This window comes from uncultured Gilliamella sp., from assembly GCA_945271295.1.
Classification (GTDB): domain Bacteria; phylum Pseudomonadota; class Gammaproteobacteria; order Enterobacterales; family Orbaceae; genus Gilliamella.
The window spans coordinates 80,782-97,296 of record CALYPG010000007.1 but is presented as its reverse complement, the minus strand read 5'-3'; the positions used below and the strand labels follow the sequence as shown (position 1 = coordinate 97,296).

The following is a 16,515-nucleotide window of genomic DNA, read 5'->3' as shown; positions in this document are numbered from 1 at the left end:
CATTTGAGTTAATAAAGATTACTCTTCATCTAGCTCGATATTAATACCTAGCGAACGAATCTCTTTTAATAGTACATTAAATGATTCTGGAATCGCAGGTTCCATACGATGATCACCATCTACAATATTTTTATACATCTTAGTACGACCGTTCACGTCATCTGATTTAACAGTTAACATTTCTTGTAAGGTATAAGCTGCACCATATGCTTCAAGTGCCCACACTTCCATCTCACCGAAACGTTGACCACCAAACTGAGCTTTACCACCCAATGGTTGTTGCGTAACCAGACTGTATGAACCAGTTGAACGAGCATGCATTTTATCATCAACTAAGTGATTTAATTTCAACATGTACATATAACCAACTGTAACTGGACGTTCAAATTGTTCGCCAGTACGGCCATCATACAATGTAATTTGACCAGAAGTTGGTAAATCACCTAGTTCTAATAGTGATTTTATTTCTTGCTCTTTTGCACCATCAAATACTGGTGTTGCAAGTGGCATACCGTTACGTAAGTTTTGCGCTAATGTCATGACCTCTTGATCAGTAAATTCAGCCACATTAACTTTTTGCGCCGCACCTAAGCCAAGATCATACGCTTTTTGAATAAATTCACGTAATTTAGCTAGTTCTTGCTGTTCTTTTAACATTGTATCGATCTTTTGACCAATACCTTTAGCCGCCATACCTAAGTGTGTTTCTAGGATCTGTCCGATATTCATACGTGACGGAACACCTAATGGATTTAACACAATATCAACTGGGCGACCTTTTTCATCATATGGCATATCTTCAATTGGATTGATCTTAGAGATAACCCCTTTATTACCATGACGACCAGCCATTTTATCACCCGGCTGAATTTGGCGTTTCACTGCTAAATAAACTTTCACAATTTTTAGTACACCTGGTTGTAAATCATCACCTTGTGTAATTTTCATGCGTTTTGCTTCAAGTTTTTTGTTAAAGTCAGCTTTAATTTCTTCATGCTGCTCGGCAAGTTGTTCTAATTGCGCTTGTTTATCTTCGTTAGCAATACCGATGGTTAACCATCTTTCACGCGGTAAAGCATCTAATTTATCGGCTTTGATGCCACCAGAGATTAGCACATCACGAATGCGAGCAAACAAGGCTGCTTCTAAGATTTTTAGCTCTTCTGTTAAATCTTTTCTAGCTTGTTTAAGTTGCATGTCTTCAATTTCTAGTGCACGTTTATCCTTTTGTACACCATCACGAGTGAAGACTTGCACATCAATTACTGTACCTGAAACACCATTTGGTACACGTAAAGAGGTATCTTTAACATCTGAGGCTTTTTCACCAAAAATAGCACGTAGTAATTTTTCTTCTGGCGTTAATTGGGTTTCACCTTTAGGTGTCACTTTACCAACCAGAATATCACCACCTTTAACTTCTGCACCAATATAAACAATACCCGATTCATCCAGTTTAGAAAGCGCAGCCTCACCTACGTTTGGAATATCAGCAGTAATTTCTTCAGCGCCTAACTTAGTATCACGAGAAATACATGATAATTCTTGAATATGAATTGAGGTAAAACGGTCATCTTGAACCACTTTTTCAGAAACTAAAATAGAATCCTCAAAGTTATAACCATTCCATGGCATAAATGCTACGCGCATGTTTTGACCTAATGCCAATTCACCTAAGTCTGTTGAAGGTCCATCAGCAAGTACATCACCACGTTCAACTTTCTCACCTAATTCCACACATGGAATTTGGTTAATACAAGTATTTTGGTTAGAACGGGTATACTTCGTTAAATTATAAATATCGATGCCTGTTTCACCAGCATACATTTCATCAGCATTTACATTTACCACAATACGTGACGCATCAACATATTGTACTGTACCACCTCGTCGAGCAACCGCTGTTACCCCTGAGTCAACCGCTACCGCACGCTCCATACCTGTACCGACAAATGGTTTTTCCGCTTTTAAGGTCGGCACAGCTTGACGTTGCATGTTAGCACCCATTAAGGCACGGTTAGCATCATCATGCTCTAAGAACGGGATCAATGAAGCACCAACCGAAACGATTTGCTGTGTTGATACATCCATATAATGAACTTGTAGTGGACTATATAAACCAGATTCACCATTTAAACGACAGGTGACTAAATCCTCTTTAAACCGCCCATCATCATCTAAATTTGAGTTAGCCTGAGCAATAACAAATTCACTTTCATCTATCGCTGATAAATAATTAATTTCATCGGTCACCACACCATCGATAACTCGGCGATATGGTGTTTCTAAAAATCCATACTCATTTGTACGTGAATAAACAGCTAATGAGTTAATCAAACCAATGTTCGGACCTTCAGGTGTTTCAATCGGACATACACGACCATAATGGGTAGGATGTACGTCACGTACTTCAAAGCCTGCACGCTCACGAGTCAAACCACCTGGACCTAACGCCGAAATACGACGCTTATGCGTGATTTCAGATAATGGATTATTTTGATCCATAAACTGTGATAGTTGGCTTGAACCAAAGAACTCACGAATTGCTGCTGATATTGGTTTTGCATTGATCATATCTTGTGGCATCAGAGAATCGAGATCGCCTAATGATAAACGTTCTTTTACCGCTCGCTCTACTCGAACTAAACCAATACGGAATTGGTTTTCTGCCATTTCACCGACACTGCGAATACGACGATTACCTAAATGGTCAATATCATCTACTTCGCCATGACCATTACGGATAGCAATCAATTTCTTCATGACATCAACGATGTCACCTTTGGTTAAAACACTTTCACCTTCAATATCATCACGACCTAAAGAACGATTAAACTTCATACGACCAACAGCCGATAGATCATATCGTTCATCAGAGAAGAACAAATTATCAAATAAGCCTTCAGCTGCTTCTTTTGTTGGCGGTTCCCCTGGACGCATCATTCGATAAATTTCAACCAACGCCCCTAATCGGTCTCGAGTTGAATCAACATTTAATGTTTCAGAAATAAAAGAACCATGATCAAGATCATTGGTAAATAATGTTTCAATTTTTTTATGACCAGCATTAGTTAATTCAAGCAATAGCTCTAATGAAATTGGAGTATTGGCTAGTGCAATAACTTCACCAGTTGTTTCATTAGCATAATTTTTGGCAAGCACTTTATTGACAATATATTCAACTGGCACATCGATTTTGCTGATGTTATCTTTTTCCAATTCACGAATATGACGAGCCGTAATGCGACGACCTTTCTCAGCGTAAACTTTACCTTTTGCCTCAATATCAAATAGTGCGGTTTCACCACGTAATCGCTCAGGAACAAGATCCATCTTTAATTTTGATTTACCAACTTCAAAAATAGTCTTTTCGAAGAAAATATCTAAAATTTCTTCCGTTTCATAACCTAGAGCTCGCAAAATAATTGTTGCAGGTAGTTTACGACGGCGATCGATACGAGCAAAAAGGTTATCTTTTGGATCAAATTCAAAATCAAGCCAAGAGCCACGATAAGGAATAATCCGAGCATTATATAAAACTTTACCAGATGAGTGTGTTTTACCTTTATCACTATCAAAGAACACACCAGGACTACGATGTAATTGTGATACGATAACACGTTCTGTACCATTGATTACAAACGTTCCATTGTCTGTCATTAAAGGAATTTCGCCCATGTAGACGTCTTGCTCTTTAATATCTTTTACTGTTCCTTCTGGCGCATCTTTATCGTATATGACTAATCGTAATTTTACGCGCAACGGCGCTGAGTAAGTGATCCCTCTAATTTGACATTCTTTAACATCAAATACTGGTTCGCCCATCTTAAAACTCACGTATTGTAACTCAGCATTACCACTATAACTTTTTATCGGAAATATTGAACGAAACGCGGCTTCTAAGCCATATTGACCTTCAGGATCTTGCTCAATAAATTTCTGGAACGAATCAAGTTGAATAGAAAGAAGATACGGTATATCCAAGACTTGTGGACGCTTACCAAAATTCTTACGAATTCGTTTTTTCTCGGTATAAGAGTAAACCATTAGTTCCTCAACTTGCTTATCTGCTAATTCAGTATGATTAAATATTCATCAGGGGGTACTACCTATCAAATAATAACGCCTGACACCTCATCGAAAATATCTATAAATATCAGTTGATTAGGCTTAATAAATATACTATTTCTTTATTACTTCTTATTATATAGTCTTCAAATATAATTCTTGGACTTATTACAGCGCAAAAAGGCTGGAGGTATAAAACCCCCAGCCATTGATGGTGTTATTGATAACTTATTTAAGTTCGACAGTTGCACCTGATTCTTCAAGTGCCTTTTTAAGTTCATCTGCATCCGCTTTACTAATGCCTTCTTTAACTGTTGCTGGAGCTGATTCAACAAGATCTTTTGCTTCTTTCAAGCCTAAACCAGTTGCACCACGAACCGCTTTGATAACAGCTACTTTGTTAGCACCAACATCTTTTAAGATTACATCAAATTCAGTTTTTTCTTCTACTGCGTCAGCTGGACCTGCTGTTGCAACTGCAACAGCTGCTGCTGCAGAAACACCAAATTTTTCTTCCATCATTGATACAAGTTCAACAACATCCATTACAGACATTTCGGCAACTGCATCTAAAATTTGTTCTTTAGTGATAGACATAATATAGTTTCCCAAATTTACAATTTTTATTAATTAATAAAATTCACAATCATACTGCCAATTAAGCAGCTTCTTTTTGATCGCGAACTGCTGCAAGAGTACGAACCAATTTGCCAGCTGCGGCTTCTTTCATGGTTGACATCAAGCGAGCTAATGCTTCTTCATAAGTAGGTAATGTTGCTAAGCGATCGATGTTCGCTGCAGTAATTAACTCACCTTCAAAGGCTGCGGCTTTAATCTCAAAATTTTCATTTTCTTTTGCAAACGCTTTGAAAATACGCGCTGCGGCACCTGGGTGCTCATTTGAAAATGCAATTAGAGTTGGACCAACAAACGCATCTTTTAAGCACTCATACTGAGTACCCTCAACAACTCGGCGTAATAACGTATTACGAACAACACGCATATATACACCAGCTTCACGAGCAGATTTACGTAATGCTGTCATTTTCTCTACAGTTACGCCACGAGAATCAGCAACAACTGCAGATAGCGCACCTTTGGCGATTTCATTAACTTCAGCAACAATTTCTTGTTTATTTTGAAGATTTAGTGCCATTGGTTTTGCTCCTGGATTAAACTAGGCAGCGCCTAGATTTATTTTAACTAACTACAAATGTAGTTAACATAACCACGATGAGCAGAATTCCTGTATTATATCTTATCAGGTTCTGTCACCGTCTACGTAGGAAAATTAAGTAATTAAACTACAACTACACCTACGGTCTTGGACGGGGTCTGGTTAAGGCCAGACACCAACCGATTTTTTTGTTTAATGACTAAAAAATGTAATTAAACAGTTGCATTCAATGTTGCTTGATCAATCGCAACGCCAGCGCCCATTGTAGTAGACAGGCTAACTTTCTTCACAAATACACCTTTAGAAGATGCTGGTTTTGCACGTTTCAAAGCAACAAGTAATGCTTCTAAATTCTCTTTAAGCTTGTCTGTATCAAAATCTGCTTTACCAATAGTAGTATGGATAATACCATTTTTATCATTACGATAACGAATTTGACCAGCTTTAGCGTTTTTAACAGCTTCTGCAACATTCGGTGTTACTGTTCCAACTTTAGGATTTGGCATCAAACCACGTGGTCCTAAAATTTGACCTAATTGGCCCACTACACGCATTGCGTCTGGTGATGCAATAACCACGTCAAAATTCATTTCACCTTTTTTGATTTGATCAGCAAGATCGTCCATACCCACTAATTCAGCACCTGCTTCCTTAGCAGCTTCGGCGTTTGCGCCTTGAGTGAACACAGCAACACGAACACTACGTCCAGTACCATGTGGAAGCACAATCGCTCCGCGAACATTTTGATCTGATTTACGCGAGTCAATACCTAAATTGACAGCCACATCAACACTTTCAGTAAATTTAGCTGTCGCTAACTCTTTTAATAAAGCAATTGCTTCATTAATTTCATATTGTTTTGTTGCGTTCACTTTTTCGCGGATAAGTTTAGCTTTCTTAGATAATTTAGCCATTGATTAACCCTCCACTTCCAAGCCCATTGAACGAGCTGTACCTTCAATAGAACGCATCATTGTTTCAATGGTAGCACCATTCATATCTGCAGCTTTTAATTCAGCAATTTCGCGAATTTGAGTACTGGTTACCTTACCTACTTTTTTCTTGTTAGGTTCACCAGAACCTGATTTGATTTTCGCTGCTTTTTTCAATAACACTGCCGCTGGAGGCGTTTTAGTTACGAAAGTAAATGAACGGTCTGAATAAACTGTAATAACAACAGGAATCGGTAAACCCTTTTCCATGCTTTCTGTTTTTGCATTAAATGCTTTACAGAATTCCATAATATTAACACCATGTTGACCAAGTGCTGGACCAACTGGTGGACTAGGATTTGCTGCACCAGCTGCAACTTGCAACTTGATGTAAGCTTGTACTTTTTTTGCCATCTTAGTTTCCTTTTCTCGGGTGCAAACGCCTCTATTAACAAGAACTATTAATAAATAGACAGCTCCCCTAAGTTAAATGAGGGCAGAATTATCCTATAACTGATAACAAAATGCAACATTTATTTATGATAGAAATTAAAAGCAGGACATCTGCCCTGCTGACAGTGAATTAAAGCACATTTACCGCATTAAGTTCTTTAAATGCAAGTTCTAAACGTGCAACTAGTGATTCTTGACCTTTACGTAACCATACTCTCGGATCATAGTATTTTTTATTTGGTGCATCTGGTCCTTCAGGGTTACCCAATTGTCCTTGTAAATAAGCTTCATTCGCTTGATAATAACCTAAAATACCTGCCCAGTTAGCCCATTGAGTATCAGTATCAATGTTCATTTTAATCACACCATAACTTACCGCTTCGCTGATTTCTTCAGAAGTAGAGCCTGAACCACCATGGAAAACAAAGTTCAGAGATTTAGCTGGTAAATTAAATTTTTCAGATACATACTTTTGAGAATTATCCAAAATTTTTGGTGTTAATTTTACATTACCTGGTTTGTAAACACCATGAACATTACCAAATGAAGCGGCAATAGTGAAACGCGGACTAATTGCACTTAAACGTTCATAGGCATAAGCCACATCTTCAGGTTGAGTGTAAAGTGCTGAACTATCCATATGGCTGTTATCAACACCATCTTCCTCACCCCCAGTACAACCTAATTCCAATTCTAAGGTCATTTTCATAGCTGACATACGAGCAAGGTATTGACAACAAATGTCAATATTATCTTTTAGTGTTTCTTCTGACAAATCAATCATATGAGAAGAAAATAATGGTTTACCTGTTTTGGCAAAATGTGTTTCCCCGGCATCAAGTAAACCATCGACCCATGGAAGTAGTTTTTTGGCACAGTGATCAGTATGAACAATAACTGGCACACCGTATTTTTCTGCCATTAAATGCACATGCTTAGCACCTGAAATAGCACCTAAAACAGCGCATTCTTGACCTTCTAGTTTCAAACCTTTACCAGCTATAAATTGAGCACCACCATTTGAAAATTGCACAATAACCGGAGAGCCCATTTTAGCCGCTGTTTCAATTACAGCATTGATGGTATTAGTATCAACGCAGTTAACAGCTGGTAATGCAAAATTATTTTCTCTAGCAATTTGAAATACTTTTTGCACATCATCACCAGTAATAACACCGGGTTTAACGACATCAGAAATCTTTGTAGCCATTCTATTACCTATAATTTTATTTATATAAAAAATAAAGGATGATTAAATAACTCATCCTTTTTATTGAACTCTATATTTATGCTTTTGCTCTAGCCTCTAACATTGCAACAGCCGGTAGTTTTTTGCCTTCTACAAATTCAAGAAAAGCACCACCACCCGTTGAAATATAAGAGATTTTATCTTCGATACCAAATAAATCAATTGCAGCTAATGTATCACCACCACCAGCAATTGAAAAACCTTGGCTGTCAGCAATTGCTTTAGCAACAATTTCAGTGCCACGGCGGAAATTAGGAAATTCAAAAACACCTACCGGACCATTCCATAAAATGGTTTTAGCATTTTTTATAATATTCGCTAATACTTGAGCTGATTTATCACCTAAATCAAGAATTTGTTCATTTTCTTTTACATCTTGCACTGATTTTTCAGTTGCAGTAGCTGTTTCACTAAACTCAGTTGCGACACGAACATCAGTTGGTACTGGGATTTCACAATTTGCCATGAGTTTTTTTGCTTCAGGAATTAAATCAGCTTCATAAAGCGATTTCCCTACATTATAACCTTCAGCTGCAATAAAGGTATTCGCAATACCACCACCAACAATAATTTGGTCAGCAATTTTTGAGAGTGAATCAAGTACTGTTAATTTAGTGGAAACCTTAGAACCAGCGACTATAGCTACCATTGGACGTGCTGGATTATCTAGCGCTTTACCTAATGCATCTAACTCAGCTGCTAATAAAGGACCGGCACAAGCAATTGGTGCAAATTTACCAGCACCATGAGTTGAAGCCTGAGCACGGTGAGCGGTACCAAACGCATCCATTACATAGATATCACAAAGCGCAGCATATTTTTTAGATAAAGCTTCATCATCTTTACCTTCGCCGACATTAAAGCGTACATTTTCTAGAACAACTAATTCGCCTTCTTTAACATCAACACCATTGAGATAATCTTTCACTAAACGAACAGGGAAAGAAACATGTTCTTTTAAATAATCAACAACAGGTTGTAGAGAAAATTCTGGATTATATTCCCCTTCAGTAGGACGACCAATATGAGAAGTAACCATTACTTTAGCACCTTTTTTGATTGCTTCTTCAATAGTTGGTAGCGATGCTTTAATACGCGCATCAGAGGTTACTTTACCATTTTTAACAGGCACATTAAGATCTGAACGAATAAATAAACGTTTCCCTTTTAGATCAAGATCTTGCATTCTTATAACAGACATGAGACTCCCTCTTGTAAAATATAAAAAAATAAAATTGGTGCTATTCTAACATAAAAATTCTATTTAGGTTACTCTCATTAATGGTTAAATAGTGGGCATTTTAATTCCCATTATATTTATTAATCCTAATTTTTTTTATACAACAGCATTGACAAAAGAGAGAAAATCAGGCATATTTCGTCGCCTTATTAATATATAATTTTTATTTTGGGAGTTGACTTTGGCTAATATCAAATCAGCTAAAAAACGTGCGATTCAATCCGAAAAACGCCGTAAACATAATGCTAGTAACCGTTCAATGATGCGTACCTATATCAAGCGAGTTTACGCAGCTGTTGCAGCTGGTGATAAACAAACAGCTGAAGTAGCATTCAAAGACATGCAAGCAGTTGTTGACCGTCAAGCGGCTCGTGGCTTAATTCATAAAAATAAAGCTGCACGTCATAAAGCAAATTTAATCAAACAAATCAAAGCATTAGCATAATAATTCATTTTATCAGTTATAGTGAAATAATTAAAAGTGGTGAAAGCCACTTTTTTTATTTATATACTTAATCATTTATTCAATACTAATAAAAGAAAAGAGAGCATATTGTGGTTCAACGTGATTATGTTAGAAGAAAGAGCCAATCCAAAAAAAATAAGTCACGATTAATGCCTAAATTAATGACATTCACTGCTTTTGTTCTTGTTGTTTTATTTTCAGCTACTCTCCATTTTCTTTCAAAAAATAAACCCAATAAACCAGCTGAACCACCTAAAAAAATAACTCAATCACCGGCAATAACCTTACCTGAGGAACCACAAGAACGCTGGACATATTTAAAGGCATTAGAAACACCAAATGCTAGCTCTGGTTCAATATCGAATTCTGTTACTAATGAAAAAAAACAAATTATAGATAGTTTTGCTAATAATAACAGTAGCATTCCACCTCAAAACCAAGCAAATGCAGTAACACAGCTAAAATCAGAACCGGAAAACCCAGTATCTAAAGCTGATTCTATGACAAACAAATGGTTATTACAGTGTGGTGCATTTAAAGATAAAACTAATGCTGACGCATTAAAGGCAAAACTTGCTATGTTTGGTATTAATAGTAATATCATATCAGAGCAGTTATATCGTGTCACTGTAGGGCCTTATACTAGCAAAAACGAAGCGGATAAAGCTATGAACTCATTAAAAAATAATGGTATTGATAATTGTATAATATTTAATAAATAGAATAGACTATGACAACATTTAAGCAAGTACAGATTTTTTCAAAAATGTTATGGTCTCGGATTGTTCAAGACCGCTTGACTACCTTGTCTGCTGGGCTCGCTTATACGACAATACTGGCACTTGTTCCACTTATTACTGTTATTTTTTCGTTATTATCAGCCTTCCCTATGTTTAATGAAATTAGTCACTCACTAAAGCAGTTAATCTATAATAACCTTGTGCCTACCGCTGGGGATACGATTCAAAATTATCTTGAACAATTTATTGCCAATACAAAAAAAATGACCATTTTGGGCGTAGTAGGACTAATTGTAACGTCTTTGTTATTAATTAATTCTATTAATAATGCGCTCAATCATATTTGGAATACTAAGCGTAAACGCTCTTTTATTTATAATTTAACTATGTACTGGACCATCTTAACCTTAGGCCCAATTTTAGTTGGTTCAAGTATTGCAATTAGTTCTTATATTTTTTCTTTAAAATGGTTATCAGCGGCCGCAACCGGAAATATTTTGCTTAGTATTTTGCCATTTATTATTTCTGTTGTAGGATTTTGGTTACTTTACAGCATTATCCCCACCGAGTCAGTACCATTTAAAGAATCACTTATTGGCGCTATTGTAGCAGCCATATTGTTTGAATTAGGCAAAAGAGCCTTTGCATTTTATGTTACTTCTTTTCCAACTTATCAACTTATTTACGGTGTAGTTTCATCCATTCCAATTATGTTAGTTTGGATTTATTGTTCTTGGTGTATAGTTTTATTTGGTGCAGAATTTGCAGCAACACTAACTGACTACAATCGACAAAAAAAACTCACCTTTAACCATAACCCAGAGTCGGAGTAATTATACCATGATCGCCTTAATCCAACGTGTTAGACAAGCAAGTGTTACAGTTGATAATCAAATTATTGGACAGATTAATCATGGATTACTCGTTTTACTTGGTATTGAACAACAAGATAATGAGCAAAAAGCAATGCGCCTTTGTGAAAAGGTTTTGGGTTATCGCATTTTTAGCGACCATGAAGGTAAGATGAATCTCAATGTAAAACAAATAAACGGTGAAATATTAGTTGTTTCTCAGTTTACTTTGGCCGCTGACACTCACAAAGGAATGCGACCTAGTTTCACTCAAGGAGCTAAGCCCGAAGAAGCTAATAAGCTTTATCAATTTTTTGTTGAACTATGCCAAAAACAGATCCAAACACAAACAGGTCAATTTGCCGCTGATATGCAAGTTTCACTGATTAATGATGGGCCAGTGACATTTTGGTTACAAGTTTAATCTTCAACCAAAGGCTACTTTTTAAAAAAGATTCTAAAACAACATATAATGCTGGTTAATAATGATTTAATCTGCATAAATATATGCTTAGTACAAACAATAAATATACATTACATTTATATAGACTATTTTAAATTTTTTAACATTTCAAGCGTATTTTGGCTGTCCGTCAAGCCTAGTTTATTCAATTTATTAATATAAAACTGTTTAACATCCTGCCAACGATAATAAGGATAATTATTAGTTGGTACTGGAATTTTTACTTCCTGTTCGTTTAATAATACCTTGACTAAAACCGGTTGGTTAGTTTGCTGGCTTTGGTAAAAGATCCATTGAATATTGGCACTCATAGGAACAATTTTATCTGCTTGCCAAACGGAAGGATAATCAAAAAGCGAATTAGTCACCGTATATGTGCCGTTAATCTCAAGTAAGGTTGCTAGAGGCGATACCGTTTCCGCATGAGCAAAACGCAAATTGGCATCAAGCTTTTGATTAGCTATTGCCTCATCTGCAGTATGTATCATATGCCATAATAATGGTGCGGCTATTTTAATTTGGATACCATTTGCATCAAATGCTGGACCAATTTGTAAATAATTTTTCGTACCAACTACGGTATTCAGCCATGTTTGTTCTTCTAATGAGAAATAAGTACTAAGGTCAAGATGATTATCAGTTAAAACTTGCGATGGAAACGCAAGTAATTCTTGATAAAGTTGATAGATTGCAATAACAAAATCATTAGTTTTAATTGTTGATTTCCCTATTACATCAACACCATTATTTAATTTACTAGAAAAATCACTGGTGAAGATTTTTTTAGCAATTTCATCACCCATTTGTATAGTTTGCGGAGCATGTTCTAGTGATTTAATCGCTTTTTTAAGAGTTTTACTGCTTTTATATTCATAATAAGCAGGTGAATAGTCAAAAAAACGTAATAACGTTTGTGCATCATCGGGTTGTTGCCTTATTTCAACATTAGGATATTTAGTATTAAAAGCTTGCATAAAAATTTTGGACGTTTCTTTTGCTCTGGGTGAACTTGAGGTAATTACATCAAGCTGTTGCCCTTTAAACACCGTAGGATTATTAGCAAGCATTCGTTGACTAATTAAGCTAATATCTTTACGTCCAAGATCAGTAAGCTCACCATAATGGTTTTTATTAAGTTGCATAATCGTTGCGACTTGTTTAAGTAACGCTTTACCTCTATTAGTTAATTGATCTTCTTTGTCAGCTAATAGCAAAATGTTATAAGCAATATCTTCATACTTTTCTTTACTGATATAACGAGAACCATGACGCCCAATATGATTGATATAAAAAGCTTGATACCCTTTAGGTGCAGGTGTTAAATGTTGTGTAGTATCGTACTGATAAGCAGTTTTAGAACCAGAAACCGTCATTTGCTGTGCAAAACTCATTGAAGAAAAGACAATTAAAAAAATCGGAAGCAATTTTTTAGAGTTATCCATAAAAAATCCCATTTTTAAATACCTTATTTTATTGCTAAATTGAGATTAAAAAATATGAACAAGTAAATGCTATTTAGATAAATATGTGACAGATGGAACAAATTTAATTATTTACCCAATAATTAATGACATTTAATTTTACCTTTTCCCATCCATTGCGTCAAAAAATAAGCGATTATTTTAACCACACTCTTTTATTTTTTGTAAAAAAGATTATCTTATACACCATTGAAGATAACTCCCTGCTTAATTGATAAAAAACAATGAAATTATATGGATTCAGTAGCACAAAAATTGGTTGTGCTTTTATTTCAGCATGTATAAATAATCCTTACAACATCTCGCGCTTCTTTAAAGACTTAATTGCCGGTATAACCGTTGGTATTATTGCTATACCACTTGCAATGGCACTAGCGATTGCTAGCGGTGTTCCACCACAACATGGACTTTATACCGCTATCATTGCAGGCTTTGTGATTGCTTTAACCGGTGGTTCACGATTTAGTGTTTCTGGCCCTACAGCGGCATTTGTGGTTATTTTATACCCTGTTTCATTGCAATTTGGCTTATCTGGACTTTTAGTTGCAACATTACTGTCTGGTCTATTTCTGATTTTAATGGGTGTGATTCGCTTAGGTCGGTTGATTGAATATATTCCATTACCTGTAGTATTAGGCTTTACATCAGGCATTGCTATCACCATTGCCACCATGCAAATTAAAGATTTTTTTGGCTTAACACTAGAACATATGCCCGAAAGCTATCTTAGCAAAGTCATTGCGTTAGCTAAAACACTACCAACTATTAATATAGCCGATACTGTGGTTGGTATTGTAACACTAACAGTCCTAATTGTCTGGCCTAAACTCCGTGTTAGGATATCTGGTCATTTACCAGCCTTAATCGCTGGTATTATTGTGATGCTAATATTTAACCAATTTAATTATCATATTGAAACAATTGGTTCACGCTTTACTTATACTCTAAGTGATAACACGGTTGGACATGGAATCCCACCGGTATTACCAGAGTTTATTTTACCTTGGCAGCATGCTGATTTTCGATGGGATTGGACAACACTTTCAGCTCTGCTCCCTATTTCGTTAACCATGGCAATGCTTTGTGCGATTGAATCGCTACTTTGTGCAGTCGTGTTAGATGAAATGACCCATACTAAACATCACTCCAATAGTGAACTGATTGGACAAGGTTTAGGTAATATTATTGCGCCATTTTTTGGTGGCATTTCAGCCACCGCAGCAATTGCTCGTTCGGCTGCTAATGTAAAAGCTGGCGCAACTTCACCTATATCAGCCGTTTTACATTCATTAATTGTCTTACTGGCACTAATATGCTTTGCCCCTATTTTATCCTTTATTCCATTATCGGCGATGGCGGCATTATTACTAATTGTGGCGTGGAATATGAGTGCGGTCCAACGAGTAATTTACATTATTAAACGCGCACCTAAAGATGATATAATAACAATGCTTATTTGCATGTCATTAACTGTATTATTCGATATGGTTATTGCCATAACAATTGGTATCGTGCTAGCATCTATTTTATTTATGCGTCGCATTGCTCGAATGACGCGCTTAGTGGAACTAAATAAAACTGACGATAAAACTTTAGTTCTTCGTATTAGTGGGCCACTGTTTTTTGCCGCTGCAGAGCGCACTTTTTTAGAACTATACCAAAAAATTAATGGCTATCATCACATTGTATTACAATGGGATGCCGTACCCATTCTGGATGCTGGAGGGCTTAATGCCTTAATACATTTTATTGATGAATTACCTGAACAAGTCGATTTATCAATTTGTGAATTACAATTCCAACCACTTAAAACATTAGCACGAGCAAAAATTGTACCTGTCCCTAATAAATTGATGTTTTTTTCAACTTTGGATGAAGCACTGAAAGATAAAAGTTAATTTTATATTTTGTTTTATTATAACGTGTAACCAATATATGCCATGATATGTTCAATGTGAAGATTGTCATGGCATACTTAGCTTTATGTCCTACTCGTTCTCTCTTCTTCTGCCAATAACATTAGGCAGATCTATTGATTCGAAAGATGTTTTTATAAAACCTGAAGTTAACCATAACTACAATAGGAAAATGATATGATATCTGACATAAACAATCTCAAACAAAAATCTGGCTGGTTTATTTTAGTTGGAGTAATTTTAATTGTATTAGGATGCTTAGCATTAGGCTACCAATTTATTGCCACTGTTTTTTCTGTTTATTTTATTGGTACATTGCTTGTCATTGCTGGTATTGCTCAAGCACTACATTCGTTTAGTATTAAAGGTTTTGGTCAAACTGCATTATGGGCAATTATGGGGATTTTATATATCTTCATTGGGTTAATGTCATTTTTTCAACCCATTGCCATCTCATCAGCTTTAACTTTGGTTATTTCCTTTTTATTGATTATGAGTGGCTTTACCCAAATATTAGCAGCCTTTAACAATCGCAATTTACCTAGCTGGGGGTGGATACTAACATCGGGCATTATCACACTTATTCTAGGTTTAATCATTATTAGTGGCTGGCCATATGATAGCCTTTGGGTGTTAGGCATGTTTTTAGGTGTTGATTTGGTATTTCAAGGTTGGGCTTACATTGCTATTGGTTTTGCTTTAAAAAAGCAATAACTTTAGCGGTAATACTTTGACATGATCAATCTGACTGTTTCTGAGTTGCTACCCGGATCGGGTACAACTCCAGTCAATAGCAACGATACATTCCGATATATTTTAAATAAATAATTATAACTACTCCTTAAATTCTACAATGGATAGACTTCATAGTCTGCTGCTCTAATAAAATCATCTAACTTCAAATTATTTTTGCCAGATAGCTAAATAAATCATCAATTGAATTGATATATTCAAATTCACCAACCTCATCATAAGAAGGAACATAACTATTTTCTATAACCATCAATGCTCAACAGGGGTTATTGATTATCAGGATTGAGGGGCAGGTCTAAGATAAAGTGAAATAGATAAATCCTTGATAAGATGAACCTTATGATTAAATTAAAGACGGATTAGTTAATCATTTTATTAACGTTAAAAATTTTGTAAAAATAAAAGGTTGCAATCTTATTTCAACCTCCGTTCTTGTGTCCTCTAATACAACCTCGGTCATTAGGTACTCACCATTTACATCTTTTTCTATTTTAAAATATTCCACACCCTCAATTAGATTGTGTGCTACTATTTTCTGTTTAAACTCTATAACTGTTTGTATCCAACCTTCAATTGCACTAAACGAAAAAATTAAAGACATTTCATTTTGATCAGTATATTTGTATGCAAAGTGCAAATCCTGCGCATTCTGAAAAATAGGTTCTCCCTCAAAAAAAGCTAACAAATCTATTTCATCTGGAAAAGATCGAATAAACATTTATTTTT

15 protein-coding genes are annotated in these 16,515 nt (G+C 35.8%); 6 read left to right on the top strand and 9 right to left on the bottom strand.

Annotation, left to right across the window (positions count from 1 at the left end; genetic code table 11):
- Positions 1-18: 18 nt before the first annotated feature.
- The 7 genes from rpoB to pgk form a co-directional block, all read right to left on the bottom strand.
- The gene (gene rpoB, locus Q0K76_RS05745; RefSeq protein ID WP_294612769.1) at positions 19-4,047 is read right to left on the bottom strand and encodes a DNA-directed RNA polymerase subunit beta; all 4,029 of its coding nucleotides are present in this window, start codon (positions 4,045-4,047) and stop codon (positions 19-21) included.
- Positions 4,048-4,296: 249 nt separating this feature from the next.
- A complete protein-coding gene (rplL, locus tag Q0K76_RS05740; RefSeq protein WP_294612766.1) occupies positions 4,297-4,665 on the bottom strand; it encodes a 50S ribosomal protein L7/L12 in 369 nt (122 codons plus the stop codon).
- Positions 4,666-4,726: 61 nt separating this feature from the next.
- The gene (gene rplJ, locus Q0K76_RS05735) at positions 4,727-5,224 is read right to left on the bottom strand and encodes a 50S ribosomal protein L10 (RefSeq protein ID WP_294612764.1); all 498 of its coding nucleotides are present in this window, start codon (positions 5,222-5,224) and stop codon (positions 4,727-4,729) included.
- A gap of 233 nt (positions 5,225-5,457) precedes the next feature.
- Positions 5,458-6,159, bottom strand: a complete 702-nt coding sequence (rplA, locus tag Q0K76_RS05730) for a 50S ribosomal protein L1 (RefSeq protein WP_294612761.1) — start codon at positions 6,157-6,159, stop codon at positions 5,458-5,460.
- 3 nt (positions 6,160-6,162) lie between these two features.
- On the bottom strand, positions 6,163-6,591 hold the full coding sequence (gene rplK, locus Q0K76_RS05725; protein WP_294612759.1) for a 50S ribosomal protein L11: 429 nt from the start codon (positions 6,589-6,591) through the stop codon (positions 6,163-6,165).
- Positions 6,592-6,760: 169 nt separating this feature from the next.
- A complete protein-coding gene (gene fbaA, locus Q0K76_RS05720) occupies positions 6,761-7,840 on the bottom strand; it encodes a class II fructose-bisphosphate aldolase (RefSeq protein WP_294612756.1) in 1,080 nt (359 codons plus the stop codon).
- Between the two features lie 76 nt (positions 7,841-7,916).
- Complete coding sequence (pgk, locus tag Q0K76_RS05715) at positions 7,917-9,080, bottom strand: phosphoglycerate kinase (protein WP_294612753.1); 1,164 nt, start codon at positions 9,078-9,080, stop codon at positions 7,917-7,919.
- Between the two features lie 220 nt (positions 9,081-9,300).
- Between pgk and rpsT the strand changes: the two genes are divergently transcribed.
- The 4 genes from rpsT (at position 9,301) to dtd (ending at position 11,600) form a co-directional block, all read left to right on the top strand.
- Complete coding sequence (gene rpsT, locus Q0K76_RS05710; protein WP_294612750.1) at positions 9,301-9,564, top strand: 30S ribosomal protein S20; 264 nt, start codon at positions 9,301-9,303, stop codon at positions 9,562-9,564.
- A gap of 110 nt (positions 9,565-9,674) precedes the next feature.
- The gene (locus Q0K76_RS05705; RefSeq protein WP_294612747.1) at positions 9,675-10,307 is read left to right on the top strand and encodes an SPOR domain-containing protein; all 633 of its coding nucleotides are present in this window, start codon (positions 9,675-9,677) and stop codon (positions 10,305-10,307) included.
- Positions 10,308-10,315: 8 nt separating this feature from the next.
- On the top strand, positions 10,316-11,158 hold the full coding sequence (locus Q0K76_RS05700) for a virulence factor BrkB family protein (protein ID WP_294612744.1): 843 nt from the start codon (positions 10,316-10,318) through the stop codon (positions 11,156-11,158).
- A gap of 7 nt (positions 11,159-11,165) precedes the next feature.
- Positions 11,166-11,600, top strand: a complete 435-nt coding sequence (dtd, locus tag Q0K76_RS05695) for a D-aminoacyl-tRNA deacylase (RefSeq protein ID WP_294612740.1) — start codon at positions 11,166-11,168, stop codon at positions 11,598-11,600.
- 125 nt (positions 11,601-11,725) lie between these two features.
- On the opposite strand, the gene Q0K76_RS05690 is transcribed toward dtd, so the two are convergent.
- Complete coding sequence (locus tag Q0K76_RS05690) at positions 11,726-13,081, bottom strand: histidine-type phosphatase (RefSeq protein WP_294612737.1); 1,356 nt, start codon at positions 13,079-13,081, stop codon at positions 11,726-11,728.
- A 263-nt stretch (positions 13,082-13,344) separates the two neighbouring features.
- Here Q0K76_RS05690 and dauA point away from each other — a divergent pair, with 263 nt between their 5' ends.
- Entirely contained in the window at positions 13,345-15,018 is a 1,674-nt protein-coding gene (gene dauA / locus Q0K76_RS05685) for a C4-dicarboxylic acid transporter DauA (RefSeq protein ID WP_294612734.1), read from the top strand.
- 195 nt (positions 15,019-15,213) lie between these two features.
- Positions 15,214-15,750, top strand: a complete 537-nt coding sequence (locus Q0K76_RS05680; RefSeq protein ID WP_294612731.1) for an HdeD family acid-resistance protein — start codon at positions 15,214-15,216, stop codon at positions 15,748-15,750.
- A 406-nt stretch (positions 15,751-16,156) separates the two neighbouring features.
- Here Q0K76_RS05680 and Q0K76_RS05675 read toward each other — a convergent pair whose 3' ends face one another.
- The gene (locus Q0K76_RS05675) at positions 16,157-16,507 is read right to left on the bottom strand and encodes a hypothetical protein (protein ID WP_294612729.1); all 351 of its coding nucleotides are present in this window, start codon (positions 16,505-16,507) and stop codon (positions 16,157-16,159) included.
- Between the last annotated feature and the right edge of the window lie 8 nt (positions 16,508-16,515).